The following is a 22866-nucleotide window of genomic DNA, read 5'->3' as shown; positions in this document are numbered from 1 at the left end:
CATGACGGACTCCGCACCGCTGTCCGCCCAGCGGATAACGGGTGCCGCGGTGACCTCGCACTGTGCGATGCTCGCGGCTGTGGAGACCAGGTCCGTCAGCCCGGTGTTCGTCGGCCGCACCGATGAACTGGGCGTACTGAACGAAGCGCTCGCCCGCGCCACGGGCACCCCGCTCCAAGGAGCCGGGGGCCTCGGCCCGGGCGAGCCCCAGGCGTTGCTGCTCGGCGGCGAGGCAGGGGTCGGCAAGACCCGCCTCGTCGAGGAGTTCACCGCCGCCGCCGAGGAACAGGGCGCCGTCGTCGCGGTCGGCGGCTGTGTCGAGATCGGCGCCGACGGCCTGCCGTTCGCCCCCTTCTCCACCGCCCTGCGCGCCCTGCGCCGCCTGCTCCCCGACGAACTGGCCGCCGCGGCCGAGGGCCAGGAGGAGGAGCTCGCCAGACTCCTGCCCGAACTGGCGGGACCCGCCCCGTACGGACACACCCCCGGCGGCCGTTCCGACGAGGGCACCGCCCGCCTCTTCGAACTCACCGCCCGCCTCCTGGAACGCCTCTCACGCGACCGCACCGTCGTCGTCGCCCTGGAGGACCTGCACTGGGCCGACGCCTCGACCCGCCACCTCCTCGCCTATCTCTTCCGCACCCTGCGCGGTGGCCGCCTCGTCCTCCTCGCCACCTACCGCGCCGACGACATCCACCGCCGCCACCCCCTGCGCCCCCTCCTCGCCGAACTCGACCGGCTGCGCACCGTCCGCCGCGTCGAACTGGGCCGCCTCACCAAGGACGAGGTCGCCCGCCAGATGGCCGGCATCCTCGCCGCCGAACCCGAACCGTCCCTCGTGGACGACGTGTTCGACCGCTCCGACGGCAACGCGTTCTTCGTCGAGGAGCTCGCCGTCGCCTCCCACGGCGGCGACAGCTGCGCCGGTCTGACGGACTCCCTGCGCGACCTGCTCCTCGTCCGCGTGGAGGAGCTGCCCGAGGACACGCAGCGGGTGGCGCGCATCGTCGCCGAGGGCGGCTCCACCGTCGAGTACGAACTGCTCGCCGAGGTCGCCGGGCTCGGCGAGGACGACCTGATCGAGGCGTTGCGGGCCGCGGTCGGCGCCAACATCCTGCTCGCCTCCCCGGACGGCGACGGCTACCGCTTCCGGCACTCCCTGGTCCGCGAGGCCGTCAGCGACGACCTGCTGCCCGGCGAACGCTCCCGCATCAACCGCCGCTTCGCCGAAGCCCTGGAGGCCGACCCCTCGCTGGTCGCCGCCGACCAGCGCGCCGCCCGCCTCGCCGCCTACTGGTACCACGCGCACGACGCCGCCAAGGCCCTGCCCGCCGTCCTCGGTGCCTCCGTCGAAGCCCGCCACCGGCACGCCTACAGCGAGCAGTTGCGTCTCCTCGAACGCGCGATGGAGTTGTGGGACGACGCCCCGGACGCCATCCGCAGGGAACTCCGCCCCGCCGACTACGTCGAGGGCTACCCCCCTTGCGGCTGCGACCCCGCCACCACCCCCCTCGACTATCTGGACCTGATGGCCGAGGCGACGGTCGCGGGCCGCCTCTGCGGCGAGCGCGAGCGCGCCCTGAAGATCACCAAGCGCGCCCTGCGCACCCTCGACGACGGCCACGACCCCCACCGCGCCGCCTGGTTCTGGATCGCCCGCTCCCGGCTGGTCTCCACCCTGGGCCGCAGCGACGGCTGGGACGAGATAGCCAAGGCGCAGGAGCTGATGCGCGGCCTGCCGCCCTCCGAGGTGCACGCCGAAGTCCTGGTCCACCGCGCCTCCTGGGGCATGCTCCACGACCCGGGCCCCGACACCCTGGCGGCCGCCGAGCGCGCCGTCGAGTACGCCCGCATGGTCAAGGCCGACGTCATCGAGCTCAACGCCCGTCTCACCCGCGGCGCCCTCCTCGTCGAGGCCGGCGACCCCGAGGCCGGTCTCGCCGAGATGTACGAGATCAGGGACCGCGTCGTCCGCGACGCCCTGGTCACCAACCTCAGCCGCGTCCACATCAACCTTCCCTCCTCCCTCGAAGGAGTCGGCCGCTCCGCCGAAGCCGTACGCGTCGGCATGGAGGGCATCGAGTTCTGCCGCAAGTACGGCCTGGTCGACACCGAGGGCTGGGTCTGGGCCAACGTCGCCGAGTCCCTCATCTCCCTCGGCCGATGGGACGAGGCCGCCGACGCCGTCGCCCACACCCAACGCTGCGTCCACAGCTCAAAACCCCGTGTCTCGGCCGCCGAACGCCTCGCACGCATGGCCCTGCACCGCGGTGAGTACGCCGCCGCCACCCGGCACATGCAGACCGCCCACCAGCACCTCGGCACCCACGACCCCCAGCCCCAGTACCTCCTCGTCCTCCTCCGCATCGCCGTGGGCGTCGCCGCCGCCGAGGGCCGCATCCTCGACGGCCGCGCCGAACTCGAACGCGGCGTCGCCCCCGGCCTCCCCTTCGGCACCTACAAGTACGGCTGGCCCCTCCTGCTCGCCGCCGCCCGGATGGAGGCCGACGCCCGAGGACTGCCCGCCGCCGAACCCGGCCGCCCCGCCGCCCTCGCCCGCATCCGCGGCGCCACGAAGACCCTCGCCACCCCCATCCCGCTCTGGCGGGCCTACGACGAGTGGACCCGCGCCGAACTCCTCCGCTCCGAGGGCCGCGACACCGTGGCCGACTGGACCACCGTGGTCACCGCCCTCGAACCCCTCGACCGCCCCTTCGACCTCGCCCGCGCCCGCCTGCGCCTGGCCGAGTCCCTCCTCGGCCCGGACACCACCGACCGCGAGCGCGCCGCATGCCTCCTGCGCCAGGCGGTGGAGGTGGCCGAACGGCTCGGCGCCCGGCCGCTCTCCGACGCGATCACCGGACTCGCCCAGCGCGCCCGCCTCACCCTGAACCCCTCGGAGGCCCCCCGCGCCCCCGAGGCCCCGGCCGACCCCGCCGAGGCGCTGGGTCTCACCAGCAGGGAGCGGGACGTCCTGCGGCTGGTCGCCGTGGGCCGCAGCAACCGTCAGATCGCCGAGGAGCTCTTCATCTCCCCGAAGACGGCGAGCGTCCACGTCTCCAACATCCTGGCGAAGCTGTCCGTCACCGGCCGGGGCGAGGCCGCCGCGCTCGCCCACCGCCTGCGCCTGTTCCCGACGCCGGACCGCGAACAGGCGGCGGACCCCGGGCATGAACCGGGCCGCGGGCCGGCACCGGGCCGAGGCCAGGCAGCGGGCCGTGGCCAGGTAGCGGGCAGTACGCAGGCGGTGCGCTGACCTGCTCGTTCCCGCGCCCCGGCCGAACCGTGACGGCCTCGCTTACGCTGGACTGCGGAATCTCGGCTCCTGGGAGGCGCAGTGTTCAACGCGATCGAGGCCCTGTTCGCGCCGGGCCGCAAGCACACCGACGACGAGCAGAAGCGCCTGGAACTGACCCGCGTCGACCACGCCGACGGCGACCCGGGGCGCGGCCCGATAGACCTGTCCTCGGGCAAGGTGGTCGTACGCCCACCCGTGCCGTCGCCACGCACCGACGTGACCTCGGACTCCCACGCATCCCCGGACTCCGCCGCATCCCCGGACCCTGCCGATCCGGACAACTGAGCTACTTCACCTGCACCTCCAGGATCTTGTCGTCCCCCTTCTCCGGCGTGCCCCGCGAGTCCGTCTCATTGGTGACCAGCCACAGCTTGTCGCCGCCCGCCGCGAGCACCGTGCGCAGGCGGCCGTGCTCGCCCTCCAGGAACGCCTGCGGCTCCGGATCGCCCGCCACGCCCCGCACCGGGACGCGCCACAACCGCTCACCCCGCAGCCCCGCCATCCAGACCGAGCCCTCCGCATAGGCGATGCCGCTCGGTGAGGCCTCGGAGGTCTTCCACTGGGCGACCGGATCGCGGAAGCCCTCCTTGCCCTCCTTGCCCTCGACCTCCGGCCAGCCGTAATTCCCGCCGGACTTGATCTCGTTCAGCTCGTCCCAGGTGTCCTGGCCGAACTCCGAGGCCCACAGCCTCTTCTGCTCGTCCCAGGCCAGGCCCTGCACGTTCCGGTGCCCGAACGAGTACACGGGAGAGTCGCCGAAGGGGTTGTCCGGGGCGGGGTCGCCGTCCGGAGTGAGGCGGAGGATCTTGCCGCCCAGGGACTTCTTGTCCTGCGCGAGGTCCGTGTCCCCCGTTTCACCCGCGCCCGCGTACAGCATCTTGTCCGGGCCGAACGCGATCCGGCCGCCGTTGTGGATCGTGCCCTTCGGGATGCCCTTGAAGACCGTGTCGGGTGCGCCCAGCTGCTCGCCCTCCGGCTTCTTCTCGTCGTACAGCATCCGGGCGATGCGGTTGTCGGACTCCGTCGTGAAGTAGGCGTACACGAAGTGGTCCGAGGCGTACGACGGAGAGAGCGCGAGGCCCAGCAGGCCGCCCTCGCCGCCGGGAGAGACGCCCGGCACCGAGCCGAGCTCCGTCTTCTTGCCCGTCTTCCCGTCGATCCGGGTGACCGTCCCCTCGTCGCGCGAGGACACGAGCAGGTCGCCGCCGGGCAGCGGGGCGAGGCCCCAGGGGGATTCGAGGTCGGTGGTCAGGGTGCGGACGACCTTCGCCGAGCCCTTCTCCGGCGGGGCGTCGCCGCCCGCCTTGCCGGTGGGGGACTGGCTCGTCCCGTCCCGCTTCGGCGGGCTCTCGGCCCGGTCCCGTTCATCGTCGCCGCCGGACGAGCACCCGGCCGCGAAGACGAGGGCGGCGGTGGCCATCGCGGCCGTAACAGCAGGTCGATGCACGATCAGGATCCCTTCGACGCAGCGCTTCTCCTGTTCATACACCGCCCACGCCCCGCAGGTTCCCGATCCACGACCACGAGATCACCCGGTCACCGCCCACGCCCCGCAGGTTCCCGATCCACGACCACGAGATCACCCGGTCATGAATCGGCCCCCGCCCCCCGGCATTCAGCTCCGGACCCCACCACTTCACTCAGTCCCACGACCCCAGCGCCGGCGGCAGCGCCGCGATCTCCGCCAGGTCACGCTCCGTGAGCCGGATCGCCGCGGCCCCGGCGTTCTCGACCGCCCACCGCTCCCGCTTGGCCCCGGGTATCGGCACCACGTGCCGACCCTGCGCGAGCACCCAGGCCAGCGCGGCCTGCGCCGGCGTCGCCCCGTGCCGCTCCGCCACCCGGCGCAGCCCCACCACCAGCGGCTGGTTCGCCGCCATCATCTCGGCGGTGAAGCGGGGGTGCCGGGCCCGCAGATCGTCGGGCTCGAAGCCCATGCCGGGCTTCAGCGTCCCCGTGAGGAAACCATTCCCCAGCGGCATCGCCGCGAGGAACCCGACACCGCGCGCCACGCACCACGGCAGCAGGGCGTCCAGCGCCTCCGGCGACCACACCGACAGCTCGGCCTGCACCGCACTCACCGGAAACACCTGCTGCACCCGTTCCAGCTGCCGGATCGTCAGATCGTGCAGCCCCCGGCCCGGGCGCCCCGGCGCAGAACGCCGCTGGGCGCGCGCCCCCACGGCGCACAGCCCCAGGGCCCGCACCTTCCCCGCGGCGACGAGTTCGGCCATCGCGCCCCACGTCTCCTCGATGGGGATCTCGGGGTCGGCGCGGTGCAGTTGATAAAGGTCGATGGTGTCCGTCTGGAGCCGTCGCAGCGATGCGTCGCAGGCCCGTTTCACATAGCCCGGGCGGCCGTTGGCGACGATGTGCTGCTCGCCCACCAGCAGCCCGCACTTCGTCGAGACGAAGGCCTCCGCGCGCCGCTCCTTCAAGACTCTGCCGATCAACAGCTCGTTGGTGAAGGGCCCGTACATGTCCGCCGTGTCCAGCAGCATTCCCCCGCCGCGGCCGCCGCCGGCGGCACCCGCCGCGTCCAGCGCCGCGTGCACGGTCCGCACCGACGCGTCCCCCCGCTGCCGCGAGCCGGTGTACGCCCAGCTCATCGGCATGCAGCCGAGTCCGACGGCGCCCACTTCGAGCGCCCCCGCGCCGATCGTCCTGCGCTCCACCTGGTCGTGCCCTCCCGCCCCTCGTTCGGAGATCATCCAAACTAACCTTTCGCCCCGGTGGCCTCGACCGTTGCCCTCCCGGGGACGGCGCACTCCGGCGCGCATTAGCCTCCAGCCATGACGACAGACGTATGGCTTCCGTTTGAGGCGCACGAGATCGAGGGCCTGCCCGGCCCGGCGGAGGCCGGGCTCACCTACCGTTACTGGGACGGCGGCCCGGAGTTCCCCGCGGACCCGGCCGACTGCGCCTTCTATGTGGTGCCTTATATGCAGGGCACGGAGGTCGCGGTACGTCCCTTGTCCGCCATGACGTCCGTGCGCGTCGTACAGACACTGACCGCGGGGATCGATCACGTGGAACCGGGGATCAAATTCCTCGCGCCCGGCGTGCGGTTGTGCAACGCCCGCGGAGTCCACGACGCGAGCACCGCCGAGCTCGCGCTCGCCCTCGTCCTCGCCTCGCTGCGCGGCATCCCGCGCTTCGTGGAGGGGCAGCGGCAGGAGGAGTGGCGGTCCGGTTTCTACCCGGCACTCGCCGACAGATCCGTGCTCATCGTGGGATACGGAGCGATCGGTTCCGCCATCGAGGACCGGCTCACCCCGTTCGAGTGCGCGCGGGTGGCGCGCGTCGCGCGCTCTGCCCGTGCCACGGAGCGCGGCCCCGTGCACCCGCTCGCCGAGCTGCCGTCCCTGTTGCCCCAGGCAGACGTCGTCATCCTCGCGACACCGCTCACCGAGGCCACGCGCGGGCTGGTGGGAGCGGACTTCCTGGCCCGCATGAAGGACGGCGCGCTGCTCGTGAACGTGGCCCGCGGACCCGTCGTCGACACCAAGGCGCTCCTCGCCGAACTGGAGTCCGGCCGTCTCACCGCTGCCCTCGACGTGACCGACCCCGAACCGCTGCCCGCAGGTCACCCGCTGTGGCACGCTCCAGGGGCACTTGTCAGTCCGCACGTGGGCGGCTCGTCCTCGGCGTACCTGCCCCGAGCCAAACGCCTGCTGGCCGCGCAACTCACCGAATACGTCGCCGGCCGGCCACTGGACAACGTGGTGCTGACGACGGGCAGTTGATCGCCTCGGAGCGATTCGTGCACGCTCCGCGTCGGTCCGTGTGCACCCCGTGCCCGCTTCTCCTCCGGCAGTCACGGAGCGTAGAGGAGCTATGTCCCTGAGTGACGAGTCTGGTGTATCGTCCCGACAGGGGATGCGCCGTGGACCGTTCGGCGCGGGGACGAGACATCAGACTGCGAGGGGGGCGACGGGCGATGCACGGCCTATGGGTGAACGATCCGACGCGGCGAAACCTCAGCCGGCGACTCCGGCGCACACCGACCCGCAGACGCAGGCGAACCGCGAGCCGCACCACCGGACGCCGCCGCACACCACAGCGCCCCTGTCGGCCCGGCCGACGCGCGAGCCGGACGGACACGGGGGCGGCACGGACCGGGGCGGCCCGGTGAACGCCCGCGCGACCTCCACCCCCGTCCTCGACGGGGGAGTGGCGGCGCTGTCGACCAGGATTCCGCTGGCCCGGCGCCCACTGCCGGGAGGCCGCGGCGTCGTCTCCCAGCTGGCGCTGCTGCTGGTCTGCGGGGCGTACGCCACCGGCTCGGCCCTCGGCTGGGGATCCGAGCGACTGGCCCTGATCATGGGCGACTTCGGACTGAGCGTCGCCGCGGCCGCCGCCGCGGTCTCCTGCTTCCGGTACTCCCGCACCCGCCGAAGCCGCTTTCGACCCGCATGGCTGCTCTTCGCGCTCTCCTCCGCGATGGCAGCGTTCGGCAACGGGGTGTGGGGCTGGTACGAGGTCGTTCTCGACCGCCCCGTCCCCAGCCCGGGCTTCGCCGACCTGTTCTTCCTCTGCTTCGCACCGCCCGCCATCATCGGACTCCTCGTGCTCGCCAAGCGCCCGGTGACGAAGGCGGGTTGGGGGTGCCTCGCTCTCGACTCGTGGCTGATCGGGGGCTCGCTCCTCACGCTCTCCTGGAGCCTCGCGCTCGCGCACACCGCGCAGTTCGAGGGCCAGAGCGTCGCGTACGCAGCGCTCTCGCTCGCGTACCCCCTCCTCGACATCGCGCTGGTCAGCATGGTCCTGGCGCTGCACTTCAGGAGGTCGTCCGCCAACCGCTCCGCGGTGAACACCGCGATCGGGGCGCTCGCCCTGACGGTGATGTGCGACGCGCTGTTCACCTCACCGCTGCTGCACACCAGTTACCGCTCCGGCCAGATGCTCGACGCCGGGTGGTTCGCGGGCTCGCTCCTCCTTGCCTACGCTCCGTGGGCCGCCCCCTGGCACGCGCGCGACGGGCAGGGCACGGGCCGCGGGCGCGTGCAGTACGACAGCGGGCCCGAGGAACCGGCCCCCGCGACCCGTCCGATCGCCGGATCGCTGGCCGCCCTCACGCCGTATCTGGCCGCCGCCGTCTGCACGTTGGGGATCCTCTACAACGTGCTGAACGGCCGCAGTGTGGACCGCGTCGTGCTCTTCACCGCGGGCACCGTCGTGCTGGCACTCGTGGTGCGCCAGGGCATCATGCTCCTGGACAACATCACGCTCACCCAGGAACTGGCCCAGAAGGAGAACCACTTCAGGTCCCTGGTCCAGGGATCGAGCGACGTCATCATGATCGCCGCGCCGAACGGCATCCTGCACTACGTGAGCCCGGCCGCCTCCGGGGTCTACGGCAGGGACGCGGAAGAGCTCGTGGGCTCCGAACTCGCCTCCCTCATGCACCCCGAGGACCTCGGACGCGTCGTCCACGAAGTGCGCAGATTCCTCGCCGCCGACCCCGGCGAGGAACCCACCACCCGTATCGAGTGCCGCTTCAAGTCCGGCGACGGCGACTGGCTCAACGTGGAGTCCACCGTCAACCGCCACCAGGGCGGACTCATCTTCAACAGCAGGGACGTCACCGAACGGGTCAGGCTCCAGGCGCAGTTGCAGCACAACGCCGAGCACGACCCGCTGACCGACCTGCCCAACCGCGCGCTGTTCACCCGGCGCGTGAGCCAGGCGCTGACCGGCCGCAGAGTCACCGACCGCGGCACGGCCGTGCTCTTCATCGACCTCGACGGCTTCAAGGCCGTCAACGACACCATCGGACACCAGGCCGGGGACGAGCTCCTCATCCAGGCCGCGCGCAGACTCCAGGAGGCGGTGCGTTCGGGCGACACCGCCTCCCGGCTCGGCGGCGATGAGTTCGCGGCCCTCATCGTCGGCGACGGGACCCGGGACCAGGCCGCGAGAGAACGGCACATCTACGAGCTGGCCGACCGGCTCAGAATCGCCCTGTCCCAGCCCTACGCCATCGACGGCAACGACGTGCGCGTAGCGGCCTCCATCGGCGTGGCCTTCGCCGAACCGGGCACCGGCGCGGGGGAGCTCCTGCGCAACGCCGACCTCGCGATGTACCGCGCCAAGGCCGCGGGCAAGGGGCGTGTCGAGCTGTACGCACCCCAGATGCAGGCCGACGTCGTCCGCAAGGCGGAGCTCGCCACCCGGCTGCGCGCCGCCCTGCACGACGGCGAGTTCGCGCTGCTCCACCAGCCCGTCGTCTCCCTGGACGACGGCCGGATCACGGCGGTCGCCGCGCAGGCCCGCTGGCGCTCGGCGCAGGGCATCCTCTTCACGCCCGCCGAGTTCCTGCGGGTCGCCGACTCCAAGGAGGGCCAGGACAAGCGGGCGGCCGAGCTGGGCCGCTGGATGTTCGAGAAGGCCGTGGAGCAGGCCGCCGAGCGCGGCAGGACCGGGCACGCCGTGCCCGTCAGCGTGCGGATGAGCGCGCGCCGCCTCCTGGACCGCTCCATGCCGATGGGCTCCATCGAGGCGCTTCTGACCAGGCACGGGCTGCCCTCCGGCGCGCTCGTCGTCGAGCTCGCCGAGACCGACCCCCGGGTCTCGCTCGACGACCTGGAGCGACGGCTCGCCGCCCTGCGCAGACTCGGTGTGCGCATCGCGCTCGACGGCTTCGGCAGTGGGTACGCGGCGATCACGGCCCTGCGCCGGCTCCCCGTCGACGTGCTGAAGCTGGACCGCGGCCTCGTCGAGGGCGTAGTCGAGTCCGCGCGGCTGCACAAGATCACTTCCGGACTGCTGCGCATCGCGGGCGACCTGGGCCTCGACTCCGTGGCCGACGGCGTGGACCTGCCCGAGCAGGTGGTGGCCCTGCGCGCGATGGGCTGCACCCACGGGCAGGGGGCGGCGTTCGCCGGACCGCTCGACGAGTACCGGCTGCGGCGGGCGCTCACGATGGGCGAGTACCCGGTGCCGCGCGGCCAGGCCGAACCGGTGCTCGCGGGCGGCCGTCCCGCGACGTACACGGGCGGCTCGGCGGCGGCGTACGGCGGCCCTGCCGGACCGTTCGCGAGCGGCGCCTCCCCGTACGCGGTCGGACCCCCGGGGACGTACGCGGGCGGCCCTCCGGGGACGCTCACCGGCGGCCCCGCGGCCTACGCGCGTTCACATAATGAGACCCCCGTCCCACCTACTTGACAGGTACTGCGTGCCGGGGGGAGGGTCAATGCCATGCGCACCCGAATTCTCGTACTTGGAAAGCGCGTCGGCTGAAGCTGGGACGGACCGGTCCGAACACCGGATCCCCAGCGACCGCACCCGGCGCGCTCCCCTCGCTTGCCTCACGGCACGAGGGGTTTTTTGTTGCACTGGCACCTGCCAAACCCCCGCAAACACCCCGCAAAAACCCTCAGCTTCGAGAAGAGAATGCCGATGACCGAGCAGGCCACCGGGGCCCACCATCCGCAGCCGCGGCCCCGATCCTCAGGACAGCAGTCCGCCCCCGTCGAGCACGTCACGGGTGCGCAGTCCCTCATTCGTTCTCTCGAGGAAGTCGGGGCCGACACGGTGTTCGGCATTCCGGGCGGCGCCATCCTCCCCGCGTACGACCCGATGATGGACTCCACCCGCGTGCGGCACGTCCTGGTCCGGCACGAGCAGGGCGCGGGCCACGCCGCGACCGGCTACGCGCAGGCCACCGGCAAGGTCGGCGTCTGCATGGCGACGAGCGGCCCCGGCGCCACCAACCTGGTCACCCCGATCGCCGACGCCCACATGGACTCCGTCCCGATGGTCGCGATCACCGGCCAGGTGGCCTCCAAGGCCATCGGCACGGACGCCTTCCAGGAGGCGGACATCGTCGGCATCACGATGCCGATCACCAAGCACAACTTCCTGGTCACCAAGGCCGAGGACATCCCGCGCACCATCGCCGAGGCCTTCCACATCGCCTCGACGGGCCGCCCGGGCCCCGTCCTCGTGGACATCGCCAAGGACGCCCTCCAGGCGCAGACGACGTTCTCCTGGCCGCCGCAGCAGGACCTGCCCGGCTACCGCCCGGTGACCAAGCCGCACGCCAAGCAGATCCGCGAGGCCGCCAAGCTCATCACGGCGGCCAAGCGCCCGGTCCTGTACGTCGGCGGAGGTGTCCTGAAGGCACAGGCCACCGCCGAGCTGAAGGTCCTGGCAGAGCTCACCGGAGCGCCCGTCACCACCACACTGATGGCGCTCGGCGCATTCCCCGACAGCCACCCGCTGCACGTGGGAATGCCGGGCATGCACGGTGCGGTCACCGCCGTCACCGCGCTGCAGAAGGCCGACCTGATCGTCGCCCTCGGAGCCCGCTTCGACGACCGCGTCACCGGCAAGCTGGACAGCTTCGCCCCGTACGCGAAGATCGTCCACGCCGACATCGACCCGGCCGAGATCGGCAAGAACCGCGCCGCCGACGTGCCGATCGTCGGTGACGCCCGCGAGGTCATCGCGGACCTCGTCCAGGCCGTCCAGGCCGAGCACACCGAGGGCCACACGGGTGACTACACCGCCTGGTGGACGGACCTCAACCGCTGGCGCGACACCTACCCCCTCGGCTACACGCAGCCCGAGGACGGTTCGCTCTCGCCGCAGCACGTCATCGAGCGCGTCGGGCAGCTCGCCCCGGAGGGCACGATCTTCGCGGCGGGCGTCGGCCAGCACCAGATGTGGGCCGCGCACTTCATCGAGTACGAGAAGCCCGCCACCTGGCTCAACTCCGGCGGCGCCGGAACGATGGGCTACGCGGTCCCGGCCGCGATGGGCGCCAAGGCCGGACAGCCGGACCGCACGGTCTGGGCGATCGACGGCGACGGCTGCTTCCAGATGACCAATCAGGAGCTCACCACCTGCGCCCTGAACAACATCCCGATCAAGGTCGCCATCATCAACAACGGCGCCCTCGGGATGGTCCGCCAGTGGCAGACGCTGTTCTACAACCAGCGTTACTCCAACACGGTGCTGCACAGCGGTCCCGAGGACATCGGCCCCAACAAGGGCACCCGCGTCCCGGACTTCGTGAAGCTGTCGGAGGCCATGGGCTGTGTGGCGCTGCGCTGCGAGCGCCCAGAGGACCTCGACAAGGTCATCGCCGAGGCCAACGCCATCAACGACCGGCCCGTCGTCGTCGACTTCATCGTCCACGAGGACGCCCAGGTCTGGCCGATGGTCGCCGCCGGCACCTCGAACGACGAGGTCATGGCCGCCCGGGGCGTCCGCCCCGACTTCGGCGACAACGAAGACGACTGAGACCGAGAGCGAAAGAGAGACCAAGAGCCATGTCCACCAAGCACACGCTCTCCGTCCTGGTCGAGAACACCCCCGGCATCCTCGCCCGGATCGCCGCCCTGTTCTCCCGCCGCGGCTTCAACATCGACTCGCTCGCCGTGGGCGTCACCGAGCACCCCGACATCTCGCGCATCACCATCGTCGTGAACGTCGAGGACCTGCCGCTCGAACAGGTCACGAAGCAGCTCAACAAGCTCGTCAACGTCCTGAAGATCGTCGAACTGGAGCCGGGTGCCGCGGTCGCCCGCGAACTCGTCCTCGCGAAGGTCCGCGCCGACAACGAGACCCGCTCCCAGATCGTCGAGATCGTCCAGCTGTTCCGCGCCAAGACCGTGGACGTCTCCCCGGAGGCCGTCACCATCGAGGCGACGGGCAGCAGCGACAAGCTGGAGGCCATGCTCAAGATGCTGGAGCCCTTCGGCATCAAGGAGCTCGTCCAGTCCGGCACGATCGCCATCGGCCGCGGCTCCCGCTCCATCACCGACCGCAGCCTGCGGGCGCTCGACCGGAGCGCATAGCAACATCCGGCCCGCATGGCGAGACCGGCAGACTTCCCTTCCCCCGCCCGCCGTACGGTGGGACGCAACACCAGCACACATAGGAGATTCCCAGTGGCCGAGCTGTTCTACGACGCCGACGCCGACCTGTCCATCATCCAGGGCCGCAAGGTCGCGGTCATCGGGTACGGCAGCCAGGGCCACGCCCACGCGCTGTCGCTCCGTGACTCGGGTGTCGACGTCCGCGTCGGTCTGCACGAGGGCTCCAAGTCCAAGGCGAAGGCCGAGGAGCAGGGCCTGCGGGTCGTCACCCCCTCGGAGGCGGCGGCCGAGGCCGACGTCATCATGATCCTGGTGCCGGACCCGATCCAGGCCAAGGTCTACGAGGAGTCCATCAAGGACAACCTCAAGGACGGCGACGCCCTGTTCTTCGGCCACGGCCTGAACATCCGCTACGGCTTCATCAAGGCCCCCGAGGGCGTCGACGTCTGCATGGTCGCCCCCAAGGGCCCGGGCCACCTGGTCCGCCGTCAGTACGAGGAGGGCCGCGGCGTTCCGTGTATCGCGGCCGTCGAGCAGGACGCGACCGGCAAGGGCTTCGAGCTGGCGCTCTCGTACGCCAAGGGCATCGGCGGCACGCGTGCGGGCGTCATCAAGACGACCTTCACCGAGGAGACCGAGACCGACCTGTTCGGCGAGCAGGCCGTGCTCTGCGGCGGCACCGCCGCGCTGGTCAAGGCGGGCTTCGAGACCCTGACCGAGGCGGGCTACCAGCCGGAGATCGCGTACTTCGAGTGCCTCCACGAGCTGAAGCTGATCGTGGACCTCATGTATGAGGGCGGCCTGGAGAAGATGCGCTGGTCCGTCTCCGAGACCGCCGAGTGGGGCGACTACATCACCGGCCCGCGGATCATCACGGACGCCACCAAGGCCGAGATGAAGAAGGTCCTCGCCGAGATCCAGGACGGCACGTTCGCCAAGAACTGGATGGACGAGTACCACGGCGGTCTGAAGAAGTACAACGAGTACAAGACCCAGGACGAGAACCACCTCCTGGAGACCACGGGCAAGGAGCTGCGCAAGCTCATGAGCTGGGTCAACGACGACGACGCGTAAGTCGTGAGGACAAGGGCCGGGGCAGCCGCCCCGGCCCTTGTCCATCGTGTCCAGCCACGGACGGGTGATCCTTCCATCGAGGAGCACGACGACGTCCATGGCGCCACTATGCTTCTGTTCAACATTCGCGTCGGGCCCACAGCGTCGTGCGTCTTCCACGCGGCTAAGCGACTCCGCCTGCGGCCGTCGGGACGGCCGTCCGCAAGGGACTTGTGAGGACTCACGTGAGCACTGCTGCCACCGGCAAACCCGTCGTACTCATCGCCGAAGAGCTGTCGCCCGCCACCGTCGACGCGCTGGGGCCGGACTTCGAGATCCGCCAGTGCAACGGCGCGGACCGTGCCGAGCTGCTGCCCGCCATCGCCGAGGTCGACGCGATCCTGGTCCGCTCTGCGACCAAGGTCGACGCCGAGGCCATCGCCGCGGCCAAGAAGCTGAAGGTCGTCGCCCGCGCGGGCGTCGGTCTGGACAACGTCGACGTGTCCGCCGCCACCAAGGCCGGCGTGATGGTCGTGAACGCACCGACCTCCAACATCGTCACCGCCGCCGAGCTCGCCTGCGGTCTGCTCCTCGCCACCGCGCGCAACATCCCGCAGGCCAACACCGCCCTGAAGAACGGCGAGTGGAAGCGTTCGAAGTACACGGGTGTCGAGCTGGCCGAGAAGACCCTCGGCGTCGTCGGCCTCGGCCGCATCGGCGCGCTCGTCGCGCAGCGCATGAGCGCCTTCGGCATGAAGGTCGTGGCCTACGACCCGTACGTGCAGCCCGCGCGCGCCGCCCAGATGGGCGTGAAGGTCCTCTCGCTGGACGAGCTGCTGGAAGTCTCGGACTTCATCACCGTGCACCTGCCCAAGACGCCCGAGACCCTCGGTCTCATCGGTGACGAGGCGCTGCACAAGGTCAAGCCGTCCGTCCGCATCGTCAACGCCGCGCGCGGCGGGATCGTCGACGAGGAGGCGCTGCACTCCGCCCTCAAGGAGGGCCGCGTCGCGGGCGCCGGCCTGGATGTGTACGCGAAGGAGCCCTGCACGGACTCCCCGCTCTTCCAGTTCGACCAGGTCGTCTGCACCCCGCACCTCGGCGCCTCCACGGACGAGGCGCAGGAGAAGGCGGGCATCGCCGTCGCCAAGTCGGTGCGCCTCGCCCTCGCCGGTGAGCTCGTGCCGGACGCGGTGAACGTGCAGGGCGGCGTCATCGCCGAGGACGTCCGTCCCGGCCTGCCGCTCGCCGAGAAGCTCGGCCGGATCTTCACCGCGCTCGCCCAGGAGGTCGCGGCCCGCCTCGACGTCGAGGTGTACGGCGAGATCACCCAGCACGACGTGAAGGTGCTCGAACTGTCCGCGCTGAAGGGCGTGTTCGAGGACGTCGTCGACGAGACGGTGTCGTACGTGAACGCGCCGCTGTTCGCCCAGGAGCGCGGGGTCGAGGTCCGCCTCACCACGAGCTCCGAGTCGCCCGACCACCGCAACGTGGTCACCGTGCGCGGCACGCTCTCCGGCGGCGAGGAGATCGCCGTCTCCGGCACGCTGGCCGGACCGAAGCACCTGCAGAAGATCGTCTCCATCGGTGAGTACGACGTGGACCTGGCGCTCGCCGACCACATGGTCGTCCTCCGGTACGCCGACCGCCCCGGTGTCGTCGGCACGGTCGGCCGTGTCCTCGGCGAGGCGGGCATCAACATCGCGGGCATGCAGGTCGCCCGTGCTGACGTGGGCGGGGAGGCGCTGGCCGTCCTCACCGTGGACGACACGGTGTCGCAGGCGGTCCTGAACGAGCTCTCCGCGGAGATCGGCGCGGAGTCCGTTCGCGCGGTCGACCTGACCGACTAGTACTCCGCGGCTCCGGTCGCCGTAGATCACCGGCTTCGCCGAGTTCGTCCTCAAACGCCGGACGGGCTGGAACTCCCAGCCCGTCCGGCGTTCGTGCGTGCGGAGCTGTCATGCCGGTACGCGCTCGGAACCCGGCGCCTCTTCCCGCACCCGCACCTTCCGCAGCGCCACCGCCGCCAGTCCCGCCGCCGCGAGCAGCAGCACCGCTCCCGTCACCGCCGCCACGTGCATGCCGGTGGTGAAGGCATCCCTGGCCGTTGCCAGGAGGGCGTCGCCCGTGCGGGCGGGCAGGTGGCCCGCCGTCGCCACCGCGCCCGTCAGGGTCTCGCGGGCCTCGGCCGGCGCCGTGTCCGGCATGTTGTTCCGGTAGACCGTGGTGCCGATGGAGCCGAGCAGCGCCATGCCCATCGCGCCGCCGAACTCCTGCCCCGTCTCCAGGAGGGAGGACGCCGTGCCGGCCTTCTCCGCCGGGGCGGCGCCGAGGGCCAGGTCGGTGAGTTGCGAGCCGACGATGACCGCGCCGGAGGCCAGCATGCCCGCCCCGGCGAGCACGAGCCGGAGCGACGACGTGCCGGTCAGGGCGAGCAGACCGTAGCCGCAGGCGGAGACGGCGAAGCCGGTGGCGACGACGTGGGCGCGGTCCATGCCGCGCTGCACGAGGACCGTGGCGACCGGGGCGGCGAAGCCGATGAGGACCGAGGGCAGCAGTGCCCACAGCGCGGCCTCCATCGCGCTCTTGCCGAGCACGGACTGCAGGTACTGCGTGGTGAAGTACGCCGAACCCATCATCGTCAGCGAGGAGATGAGGTTCAGGGAGACGGCGGCGCCGAAGGCGCGGCCGCGGCCGCGGAACAGGTCGGGCGAGATCATCGGCGACGCGGCGGTGCGCTGGCGGTGGACGAACAGGGCGGCGAAGACGAGGCCGACGGCGACGGACGCGACGTAGGGGAGTTCGACGCCTTCGGACGGCATCTCCTTGAGGCCCCATACGAGCGGCAGCACCGCGGCCATCGACAGCGGCACGCTCAGCAGGTCGAAGCGGCCGGGGTGCGGGTCCTTGGACTCCGGGATCAGCACCGGCGCGAGGACCAGGAGCAGCACCATTGCGGGCAGGTTGACCAGGAAGACCGAGCCCCACCAGAAGTACTCGACGAGGACACCGCTCAGCACCGAGCCGAGCGCCACGCCGGCCACCAGGACGCCCTGCCAGATGCCGATCGCCTTCGCGCGCTGTCCGGCGTCCCGGAACAGGGTGCGCACGATCGCCAGTGTGGACGGCATCAGGGTCGCGCCGCCGATGCCGAGGACCGCGCGGGCCGCGATGAGGGTCTCGGCGCTGTTCGCGTACGCCGCGACGAGCGATGCGGCGCCGAAGGCGGTGGCGCCGAACAGGAGGAGCCTGCGGCGGCCGATGCGGTCGCCGACCGCGCCCATGGTCATCAGGAGACCGGCGAGGACGAAGGCGTAGATGTCGAAGATCCAGAGCTGCTGGGTGCCGCTGGGCGCCAGGTCGGCGCTGATCTCGGGGATCGCGAAGTAGAGGACGGAGACGTCCATCGAGACCAGGAGCAGCGGGAGCATCAGGACGGCGAAGGCGGTCCATTCCTTGCGGGTGGCGCGCGGGTTCGTCTGCATGACGAGGACTGTACGGGCGTCTTATACGTGTGTCTAGTACGGATGTGTAGGACGTTCGTATGGGGTCGGCGTAAGGTGCCACGCATGGGACACCGTGAAGATCTGCTCGAAGGCGCGAAGCGCTGCCTGCTGGAGAAGGGGTTCGTGCGTACGACGGCCCGCGACATCGTGAAGGAGTCGGGCACCAATCTCGGGTCCATCGGCTACCACTACGGGTCCAAGGACGCGCTGCTGGCGGAGGCGTACATCGCGCTCGTCGAGCCGCTGGGGACCGACTTCGAAGGGGTGCGGACCGAGGTGGACGCCGACGAGGGAGGCCTTGAGCGCTTCGCGCGGGTGTGGGGCAACATCATCCGCTCGGTTCCCGAGATGCGTCCCATCTGGATGATGACGCTCGAGGTCATCACGCAGGGCGAACGCCTCGCCGGTATCCGCGAGTTGCTGATCGAGGCGCAGAAGGAGGGGGCCGCCGGGCTCGCCGCGCTGTTCACCGGCATCGAGGAGAGCGAGCTCCCCGAGGATCTCGTGGAGAGCGAGGGCCGTTTCTACACCACGCTGCTCAACGGCCTGATGGTGCAGTGGCTCTTCGACCCGGACTCGGCGACGACCGCCGAGCAGCTCACCGAGGGGCTGCGGCGCGTGATGGACCGGGCGGCCGAGAACGGCTGAAGCCGGCCCGCGGTGCGGACCGGCCTCGGGTGGTGCTTACGTGGTTACGACCACTTGATGCAGGCGGCGGGGATCCAGCCCCGCTTCTTGTTGAACTCGCTGCCGTACAGCCACTTGGTGCTGGTCTTGCCGCACAGCTTGTACTTCTGGCCCGTGTAGAAGTGGCCGTCGTTGCAGAGACTGCCCTTCTTGCCCTTGTTCCACTGGCTGACGGCCGTGGCGTTCACCTTCTTCGAGGTGCGCACCTTGACCGCCTCCTTGGCGGGGACGTTGACGATCTGCCGGGAGCAGTCGGGCTTCGACGCGGCGACGGCGGTGCCGCTCGTGGCGACGGTGGTGCCGACGAGCGCGAGGGCGGAGAAGGCGACCGCGGGGGCCAACAGCCTGAACTTCATGAGGTGTTCGTTCTCCCATGTGTGGGGGGACGGATGTTCGGACGTCGAGAACCGTACCGCCCCACGATCATGGCCGTAATCGTTCGTTGCCCGGCCCTTACAGTCGTGACGACTTCAGGACCATGTGCAGCAGCAGCCGGTCCTCGCCCTCGTCCAGGTCGAGGCCGGTGAGCTGTTCGACGCGGGAGAGTCGGTAGTAGAGGGTCTGGCGGTGGATGCCCAGTTCGGCGGCCGCGCGGCCCGCCTGGCCCGCGCAGTCGAGGAACACCTCGGCGGTACGGGAGAGTTCGCGGTGGGTGGGGCCGAGGAGCTCCGCGCCCACGGGGTCGTGCGCCGCCTCCGGGGGAAGCGCCGTCAGCAGGCGGTAGGGGCCCACGTCCGACCACTGCGCCACCGGCCCGAACCGCCGCTCCGCCAGCGCCGCGCGCGCCGCCCCCGCCGCCTCCCACCAGGCCGCGCCCAGATCCTCCAGTCCGTGCCGGGCCCCCGCGATGCCGGCCGCCGCACCCGGCGCCGCGTTCAGGAGGCGCGACGCCGCCGTGTGCGCGGGCGACAGCGCGTCGGCCGAGCGCAGCCGCACCAGCGCCGCGAGGGACTGCGCGGTCGTGCCCCACGGCACCGTGCACACCGCCGCCGCGCCCGGCACCGTACGGGCCGCCGGGGCGTCGTCCGGGTCCGCCGAGCGCCAGGGTGCCACGCACACCACGGCGTGCAGGCCCTCGCCGCGCGAGCCGAGCGCCGTGCGCAGGGCGGCCACCGCCATGTCGCGCTGCCAGCCGCGCTCGGCCGTCAGGACCGCACGGAACTCCCGGGTCAGGTCGGCGCCCGCCTGCGCCTCGTCGGCGAGCAGCGCGCCGATGCGGGTGGCGACCTCCATGGCGGCGGTCAGCTGCTGGTCGCTGGGGCCCGGCTCGCCGTCCAGCAGCCACACGTACCCGAGGGCGAACCCCCGATGGCGTACCGGAAGGCAGATGCGGCCGCGGTGGACGCCCGCCTCCGGGGTGGGCGGGATGCGGACCGGGGTCGTGGCGCGGGTGATGCCGAAGCTCTCGAACCAGGAGCGGACCTCCGCCGTGGAGCGCCGGGTCAGGATCGAGCGGGTCCGCACCGGGTCGAGGACGGTCGCGTCGAAGCCGCTGTCGCCCCCGCCGTCGTGCGCGCCGAAGGCGATCAGCTCGAAATCCCGGTTCTCCAGGGTCGCGGGGGCGCCGAGCAGCGCCGAGATCTCGTCGACCAGTTCTTGGTAATCGCCCTTCATGACCCCATTCTCGCGCGGCTCTGGACATTCTTCATACATCTGTCTGAGATCCAGGGCACGGATGCGTGACAGCTGTCGATGGCCCACGATCGGGTGGATCCTTAAATTTCACGGTGGTTCTCCGTGCCGTACCGCCGCATTCCCTCCGCGTAGGGCTATGTCGGTATGGCCCCCGATTTCGTACACCCGTGGAGGTGCCCCGTGCTGGGTCCCGTGATCCTCGCCGCGTCGCGCAGCGACAAGATGCGCCGTTTTGTATCGGCGGCCCCCGGCACCAAGCAGGTCGTGGCCCGGTTCATTGCCGGCGAGGGGGTCGACCAGGTCGTCCCGATCATCGCCGACGCCGCCGACAAGGGCCTCGAGGTCACCCTCGACGTGGTGGGCGAGGACATCACCACCGTCGAGCAGTCCCACGCCGCCCGCGACGCCTATCTGGAGCTCATCGAGCGCCTGAAGGACCTCGGGCTCGGCACCAAGGCCGAGATGTCCGTGAAGCTGTCGATGTTCGGCCAGGCGCTGGAAGGCGGCCACGAGCTCGCCCTCGCCAACGTGCGCCCCGTCGTCGAGGCCGCCGCCGCGATCGGCACCACGGTCACCCTGGACGCCGAGGACCACACCACCCTCGACTCGATGTTCGCCATCCACGAGGAGCTGCGGAAGGAATTCCCGCAGACCGGCTGCGTCATCCAGTCCTACCTCTTCCGCACCGAGGCCGACGCCCGCCGCCTGGCCGCCGCCGGCAGCCGCGTCCGTATCGTGAAGGGCGCCTACAAGGAGCCCGCCGAGGTCGCGTACCAGGACAAGGCGGAGATCGACAAGGCGTACGTGCGGATCATGCGCATCCTCATGGAGGGTGACGGGTACCCGATGATCGGGTCCCACGACCCGCGCCTGATCTCCATCGCCCAGGAGCTCGGACGCCGTGCCGGGCGCAAACTGGACGAGTACGAATTCCAGATGCTGTACGGCATCCGCAGCGACGAGCACCTGCGGCTCGCCGCCGAGGGCCACCGCATGCGGGTGTACACCGCCTACGGCACCGACTGGTACGGCTACTTCATGCGCCGTCTCGCGGAGAAGCCGGCGAACCTGCTCTTCTTCGGCCGCTCCATCCTCACCAAGGGCTGACCTCACCAAGGGCTGAGCTCCCTTTCCCCCGACCCCCTCTAAGGAGATACGGAACTCATGGACGCTGTGACCCAGGTCCCCGCGCCGGTCAACGAGCCGGTGCACGGCTACGCCCCCGGTTCGCCGGAGCGTGCCCGCCTCGAGACCAAGCTCAAGGAGCTCGCCGAGAACCCCATCGAGCTGCCGATGACCATCGGCGGCGTCAAGCGCCTCGGCGGCGGCGAGCCCTTCCAGGTCGTGCAGCCGCACAACCACCAGGCCGTCATCGGCACCGGCCGCGGCGCCACCCAGCAGGACGCCCAGGACGCGATCGACGCCGCCCTGGCCGCCGCTCCCGCGTGGCGCGCGATGTCCTTCGACGACCGTGCCGCGATCATCCTGCGCGCCGCCGAGCTGCTCTCCACGACGTGGCGCGAGACGCTGGCCGCCTCCACGATGCTCGGCCAGTCCAAGACCGCCCAGCAGGCCGAGATCGACACCCCGTGCGAGCTCGTCGACTTCTGGCGCTTCAACGTGAAGTACGCCCGTGACCTGCTCGCCGAGCAGCCCCCGGCGAACTCCACCGGCGTCTGGAACCGCCTGGACCACCGCCCGCTCGAGGGCTTCGTCTACGCGATCACGCCGTTCAACTTCACCGCCATCGCGGGCAACCTCCCGACCGCCCCGGCCCTCATGGGCAACGTGGTCGTGTGGAAGCCGTCCCCGACGCAGACCCACGCCGCCGTGCTGCTCATGCAGCTCCTGGAGGAGGCGGGTCTGCCCAAGGGCGTCATCAACCTCGTCACCGGTGACGGCATCGCCGTCTCCGAGGTCGCCCTCAACCACCGCGACCTGGCCGGCATCCACTTCACCGGCTCGACCCCGACCTTCCAGCACCTGTGGAAGACGGTCGGCGAGAACATCGCGAAGTACCGCACCTACCCGCGTCTCGTCGGCGAGACCGGCGGCAAGGACTTCGTCGTCGCCCACCCGAGCGCCGACCGCGCGATCCTGAAGACCGCGCTGACCCGCGGCTCCTTCGAGTTCCAGGGCCAGAAGTGCTCCGCGACCTCGCGCGCCTACATCCCGGCCTCCATCTGGAACGACGGGTTCAAGGAGGAGTTCGCGGCCGAGGTCGACGGCATCAAGATGGGTGACGTCACCGACCTGTCGAACTTCATCGGCGCCGTCATCGACGACCGCGCGTTCGCCAAGAACAAGGCGGCCATCGACCGCGCCAAGTCCGACGACACCTGCACGATCATCGCGGGCGGCACCTACGACGACTCGGTGGGCTACTTCGTCCGCCCGACCGTCGTCGAGTGCACCGACCCGGCCAACGAGGTCTTCTCGACCGAGTACTTCGGCCCGTTCCTCGCGATCCACGTCTACGAGGACGACAAGTACGACGAGATGCTGACCCAGATGGAGTCGGCGTCGGACTACGCGCTCACGGGCTCGGTCATCGCGAACGACCGCGCCGCCGCCGCGCACACGATGGAGAAGCTCCGCTACGCCGCGGGCAACTTCTACATCAACGACAAGTCGACCGGCGCCGTCGTCGGCCAGCAGCCCTTCGGCGGCGGCCGCGCCTCCGGCACCAACGACAAGGCCGGCGCCCCGCAGAACCTGCAGCGCTGGACGCTGACCCGCGCCATCAAGGAGACGCTGGTCCCGCCGACCGAGTACGGCTACCCGCACATGGGCTGACGCCCACCCGGCGGGCCTCCGCGGCCCGCCCCCTGAACCCCGCCTCCGACCTGGGCCCCACCCCGGT

Annotated in this window: 16 protein-coding genes; 11 read left to right on the top strand and 5 right to left on the bottom strand. The window is 71.1% G+C overall.

Translation table 11 applies throughout. The annotated features are described in order from the left end of the window. The first annotated feature begins 1 nt into the window (after position 1). Together DEJ48_RS11500 and DEJ48_RS11495 are read left to right on the top strand one after the other, a co-directional pair. Positions 2 to 3253 carry a helix-turn-helix transcriptional regulator gene (locus DEJ48_RS11500; protein WP_223831998.1) on the top strand — a complete coding sequence of 1084 codons (3252 nt, stop codon included), beginning with the start codon at positions 2 to 4 and terminating at the stop codon, positions 3251 to 3253. 81 nt (positions 3254 to 3334) lie between these two features. Further along, positions 3335 to 3580: a DUF6191 domain-containing protein gene (locus DEJ48_RS11495; protein WP_150216042.1), complete on the top strand. Its 246-nt coding sequence runs from the start codon at positions 3335 to 3337 to the stop codon at positions 3578 to 3580. Position 3581: 1 nt separating this feature from the next. Here the strand turns inward: DEJ48_RS11495 and DEJ48_RS11490 are convergent, their stop codons facing one another. Next, on the bottom strand, positions 3582 to 4715 hold the full coding sequence (locus DEJ48_RS11490; RefSeq protein ID WP_150221117.1) for a PQQ-dependent sugar dehydrogenase: 1134 nt from the start codon (positions 4713 to 4715) through the stop codon (positions 3582 to 3584). 220 nt (positions 4716 to 4935) lie between these two features. Further along, positions 4936 to 5970 (bottom strand): aldo/keto reductase, encoded by a 1035-nt coding sequence (locus DEJ48_RS11485; protein ID WP_150221116.1) that lies wholly within the window; start codon positions 5968 to 5970, stop codon positions 4936 to 4938. 117 nt (positions 5971 to 6087) lie between these two features. Between DEJ48_RS11485 and DEJ48_RS11480 the strand changes: the two genes are divergently transcribed. The 6 genes from DEJ48_RS11480 (at position 6088) to serA (ending at position 16025) form a co-directional block, all read left to right on the top strand. Beyond that, the gene (locus DEJ48_RS11480) at positions 6088 to 7041 is read left to right on the top strand and encodes a 2-hydroxyacid dehydrogenase (RefSeq protein ID WP_150216041.1); all 954 of its coding nucleotides are present in this window, start codon (positions 6088 to 6090) and stop codon (positions 7039 to 7041) included. A gap of 205 nt (positions 7042 to 7246) precedes the next feature. After that, the gene (locus tag DEJ48_RS11470; RefSeq protein ID WP_150216040.1) at positions 7247 to 10462 is read left to right on the top strand and encodes a putative bifunctional diguanylate cyclase/phosphodiesterase; all 3216 of its coding nucleotides are present in this window, start codon (positions 7247 to 7249) and stop codon (positions 10460 to 10462) included. Between the two features lie 234 nt (positions 10463 to 10696). Further along, entirely contained in the window at positions 10697 to 12544 is a 1848-nt protein-coding gene (locus DEJ48_RS11465; protein WP_190537340.1) for an acetolactate synthase large subunit, read from the top strand. 29 nt (positions 12545 to 12573) lie between these two features. After that, positions 12574 to 13101 carry an acetolactate synthase small subunit gene (ilvN, locus tag DEJ48_RS11460; RefSeq protein WP_055568881.1) on the top strand — a complete coding sequence of 176 codons (528 nt, stop codon included), beginning with the start codon at positions 12574 to 12576 and terminating at the stop codon, positions 13099 to 13101. A 93-nt stretch (positions 13102 to 13194) separates the two neighbouring features. Further along, positions 13195 to 14196 (top strand): ketol-acid reductoisomerase, encoded by a 1002-nt coding sequence (ilvC, locus tag DEJ48_RS11455; RefSeq protein WP_055568880.1) that lies wholly within the window; start codon positions 13195 to 13197, stop codon positions 14194 to 14196. Positions 14197 to 14420: 224 nt separating this feature from the next. Further along, complete coding sequence (gene serA, locus DEJ48_RS11450; RefSeq protein ID WP_150216038.1) at positions 14421 to 16025, top strand: phosphoglycerate dehydrogenase; 1605 nt, start codon at positions 14421 to 14423, stop codon at positions 16023 to 16025. Between the two features lie 108 nt (positions 16026 to 16133). Here serA and DEJ48_RS11445 read toward each other — a convergent pair whose 3' ends face one another. Then, positions 16134 to 17660: an MFS transporter gene (locus tag DEJ48_RS11445; protein ID WP_150216037.1), complete on the bottom strand. Its 1527-nt coding sequence runs from the start codon at positions 17658 to 17660 to the stop codon at positions 16134 to 16136. A gap of 84 nt (positions 17661 to 17744) precedes the next feature. On the opposite strand from DEJ48_RS11445, the gene DEJ48_RS11440 reads away from it, so the two are divergent. Further along, positions 17745 to 18329, top strand: a complete 585-nt coding sequence (locus DEJ48_RS11440; RefSeq protein WP_150216036.1) for a TetR/AcrR family transcriptional regulator — start codon at positions 17745 to 17747, stop codon at positions 18327 to 18329. Between the two features lie 44 nt (positions 18330 to 18373). On the opposite strand, the gene DEJ48_RS11435 is transcribed toward DEJ48_RS11440, so the two are convergent. Both DEJ48_RS11435 and DEJ48_RS11430 read right to left on the bottom strand, forming a co-directional pair. Next, positions 18374 to 18724 carry a hypothetical protein gene (locus tag DEJ48_RS11435; RefSeq protein WP_150216035.1) on the bottom strand — a complete coding sequence of 117 codons (351 nt, stop codon included), beginning with the start codon at positions 18722 to 18724 and terminating at the stop codon, positions 18374 to 18376. Positions 18725 to 18821: 97 nt separating this feature from the next. After that, positions 18822 to 19982, bottom strand: coding sequence for a PucR family transcriptional regulator (locus DEJ48_RS11430; RefSeq protein ID WP_223831997.1), 1161 nt, complete (start codon positions 19980 to 19982; stop codon positions 18822 to 18824). 201 nt (positions 19983 to 20183) lie between these two features. On the opposite strand from DEJ48_RS11430, the gene DEJ48_RS11425 reads away from it, so the two are divergent. Further along, positions 20184 to 21110: a proline dehydrogenase family protein gene (locus tag DEJ48_RS11425; RefSeq protein ID WP_150216033.1), complete on the top strand. Its 927-nt coding sequence runs from the start codon at positions 20184 to 20186 to the stop codon at positions 21108 to 21110. A gap of 57 nt (positions 21111 to 21167) precedes the next feature. Next, positions 21168 to 22799: an L-glutamate gamma-semialdehyde dehydrogenase gene (gene pruA, locus DEJ48_RS11420; RefSeq protein ID WP_150216032.1), complete on the top strand. Its 1632-nt coding sequence runs from the start codon at positions 21168 to 21170 to the stop codon at positions 22797 to 22799. Positions 22800 to 22866 lie beyond the last annotated feature (67 nt).

The sequence above is a fragment of the Streptomyces venezuelae genome, assembly GCF_008642315.1.
GTDB classification, from domain to species: domain Bacteria; phylum Actinomycetota; class Actinomycetes; order Streptomycetales; family Streptomycetaceae; genus Streptomyces; species Streptomyces venezuelae_D.
This window is presented reverse-complemented; position numbering and strand designations above follow the sequence as displayed.

Bases quoted from the DNA above. Each gene is read 5' to 3' on its own strand.
- DEJ48_RS11500 (WP_223831998.1), top strand. From the start codon at position 2: ATGACGGACTCCGCACCGCTGTCCGCCCAGCGGATAACGGGTGCCGCG.
- DEJ48_RS11490 (WP_150221117.1), bottom strand. From the start codon at position 4,715: ATGGCCACCGCCGCCCTCGTCTTCGCGGCCGGGTGCTCGTCCGGCGGC.
- DEJ48_RS11480 (WP_150216041.1), top strand. From the start codon at position 6,088: ATGACGACAGACGTATGGCTTCCGTTTGAGGCGCACGAGATCGAGGGC.
- DEJ48_RS11470 (WP_150216040.1), top strand. From the start codon at position 7,247: ATGGGTGAACGATCCGACGCGGCGAAACCTCAGCCGGCGACTCCGGCG.
- DEJ48_RS11465 (WP_190537340.1), top strand. From the start codon at position 10,697: ATGACCGAGCAGGCCACCGGGGCCCACCATCCGCAGCCGCGGCCCCGA.
- ilvN (WP_055568881.1), top strand. From the start codon at position 12,574: ATGTCCACCAAGCACACGCTCTCCGTCCTGGTCGAGAACACCCCCGGC.
- DEJ48_RS11445 (WP_150216037.1), bottom strand. From the start codon at position 17,660: ATGCAGACGAACCCGCGCGCCACCCGCAAGGAATGGACCGCCTTCGCC.
- DEJ48_RS11440 (WP_150216036.1), top strand. From the start codon at position 17,745: ATGGGACACCGTGAAGATCTGCTCGAAGGCGCGAAGCGCTGCCTGCTG.
- DEJ48_RS11435 (WP_150216035.1), bottom strand. From the start codon at position 18,724: ATGAAGTTCAGGCTGTTGGCCCCCGCGGTCGCCTTCTCCGCCCTCGCG.
- DEJ48_RS11430 (WP_223831997.1), bottom strand. From the start codon at position 19,982: ATGAAGGGCGATTACCAAGAACTGGTCGACGAGATCTCGGCGCTGCTC.
- pruA (WP_150216032.1), top strand. From the start codon at position 21,168: ATGGACGCTGTGACCCAGGTCCCCGCGCCGGTCAACGAGCCGGTGCAC.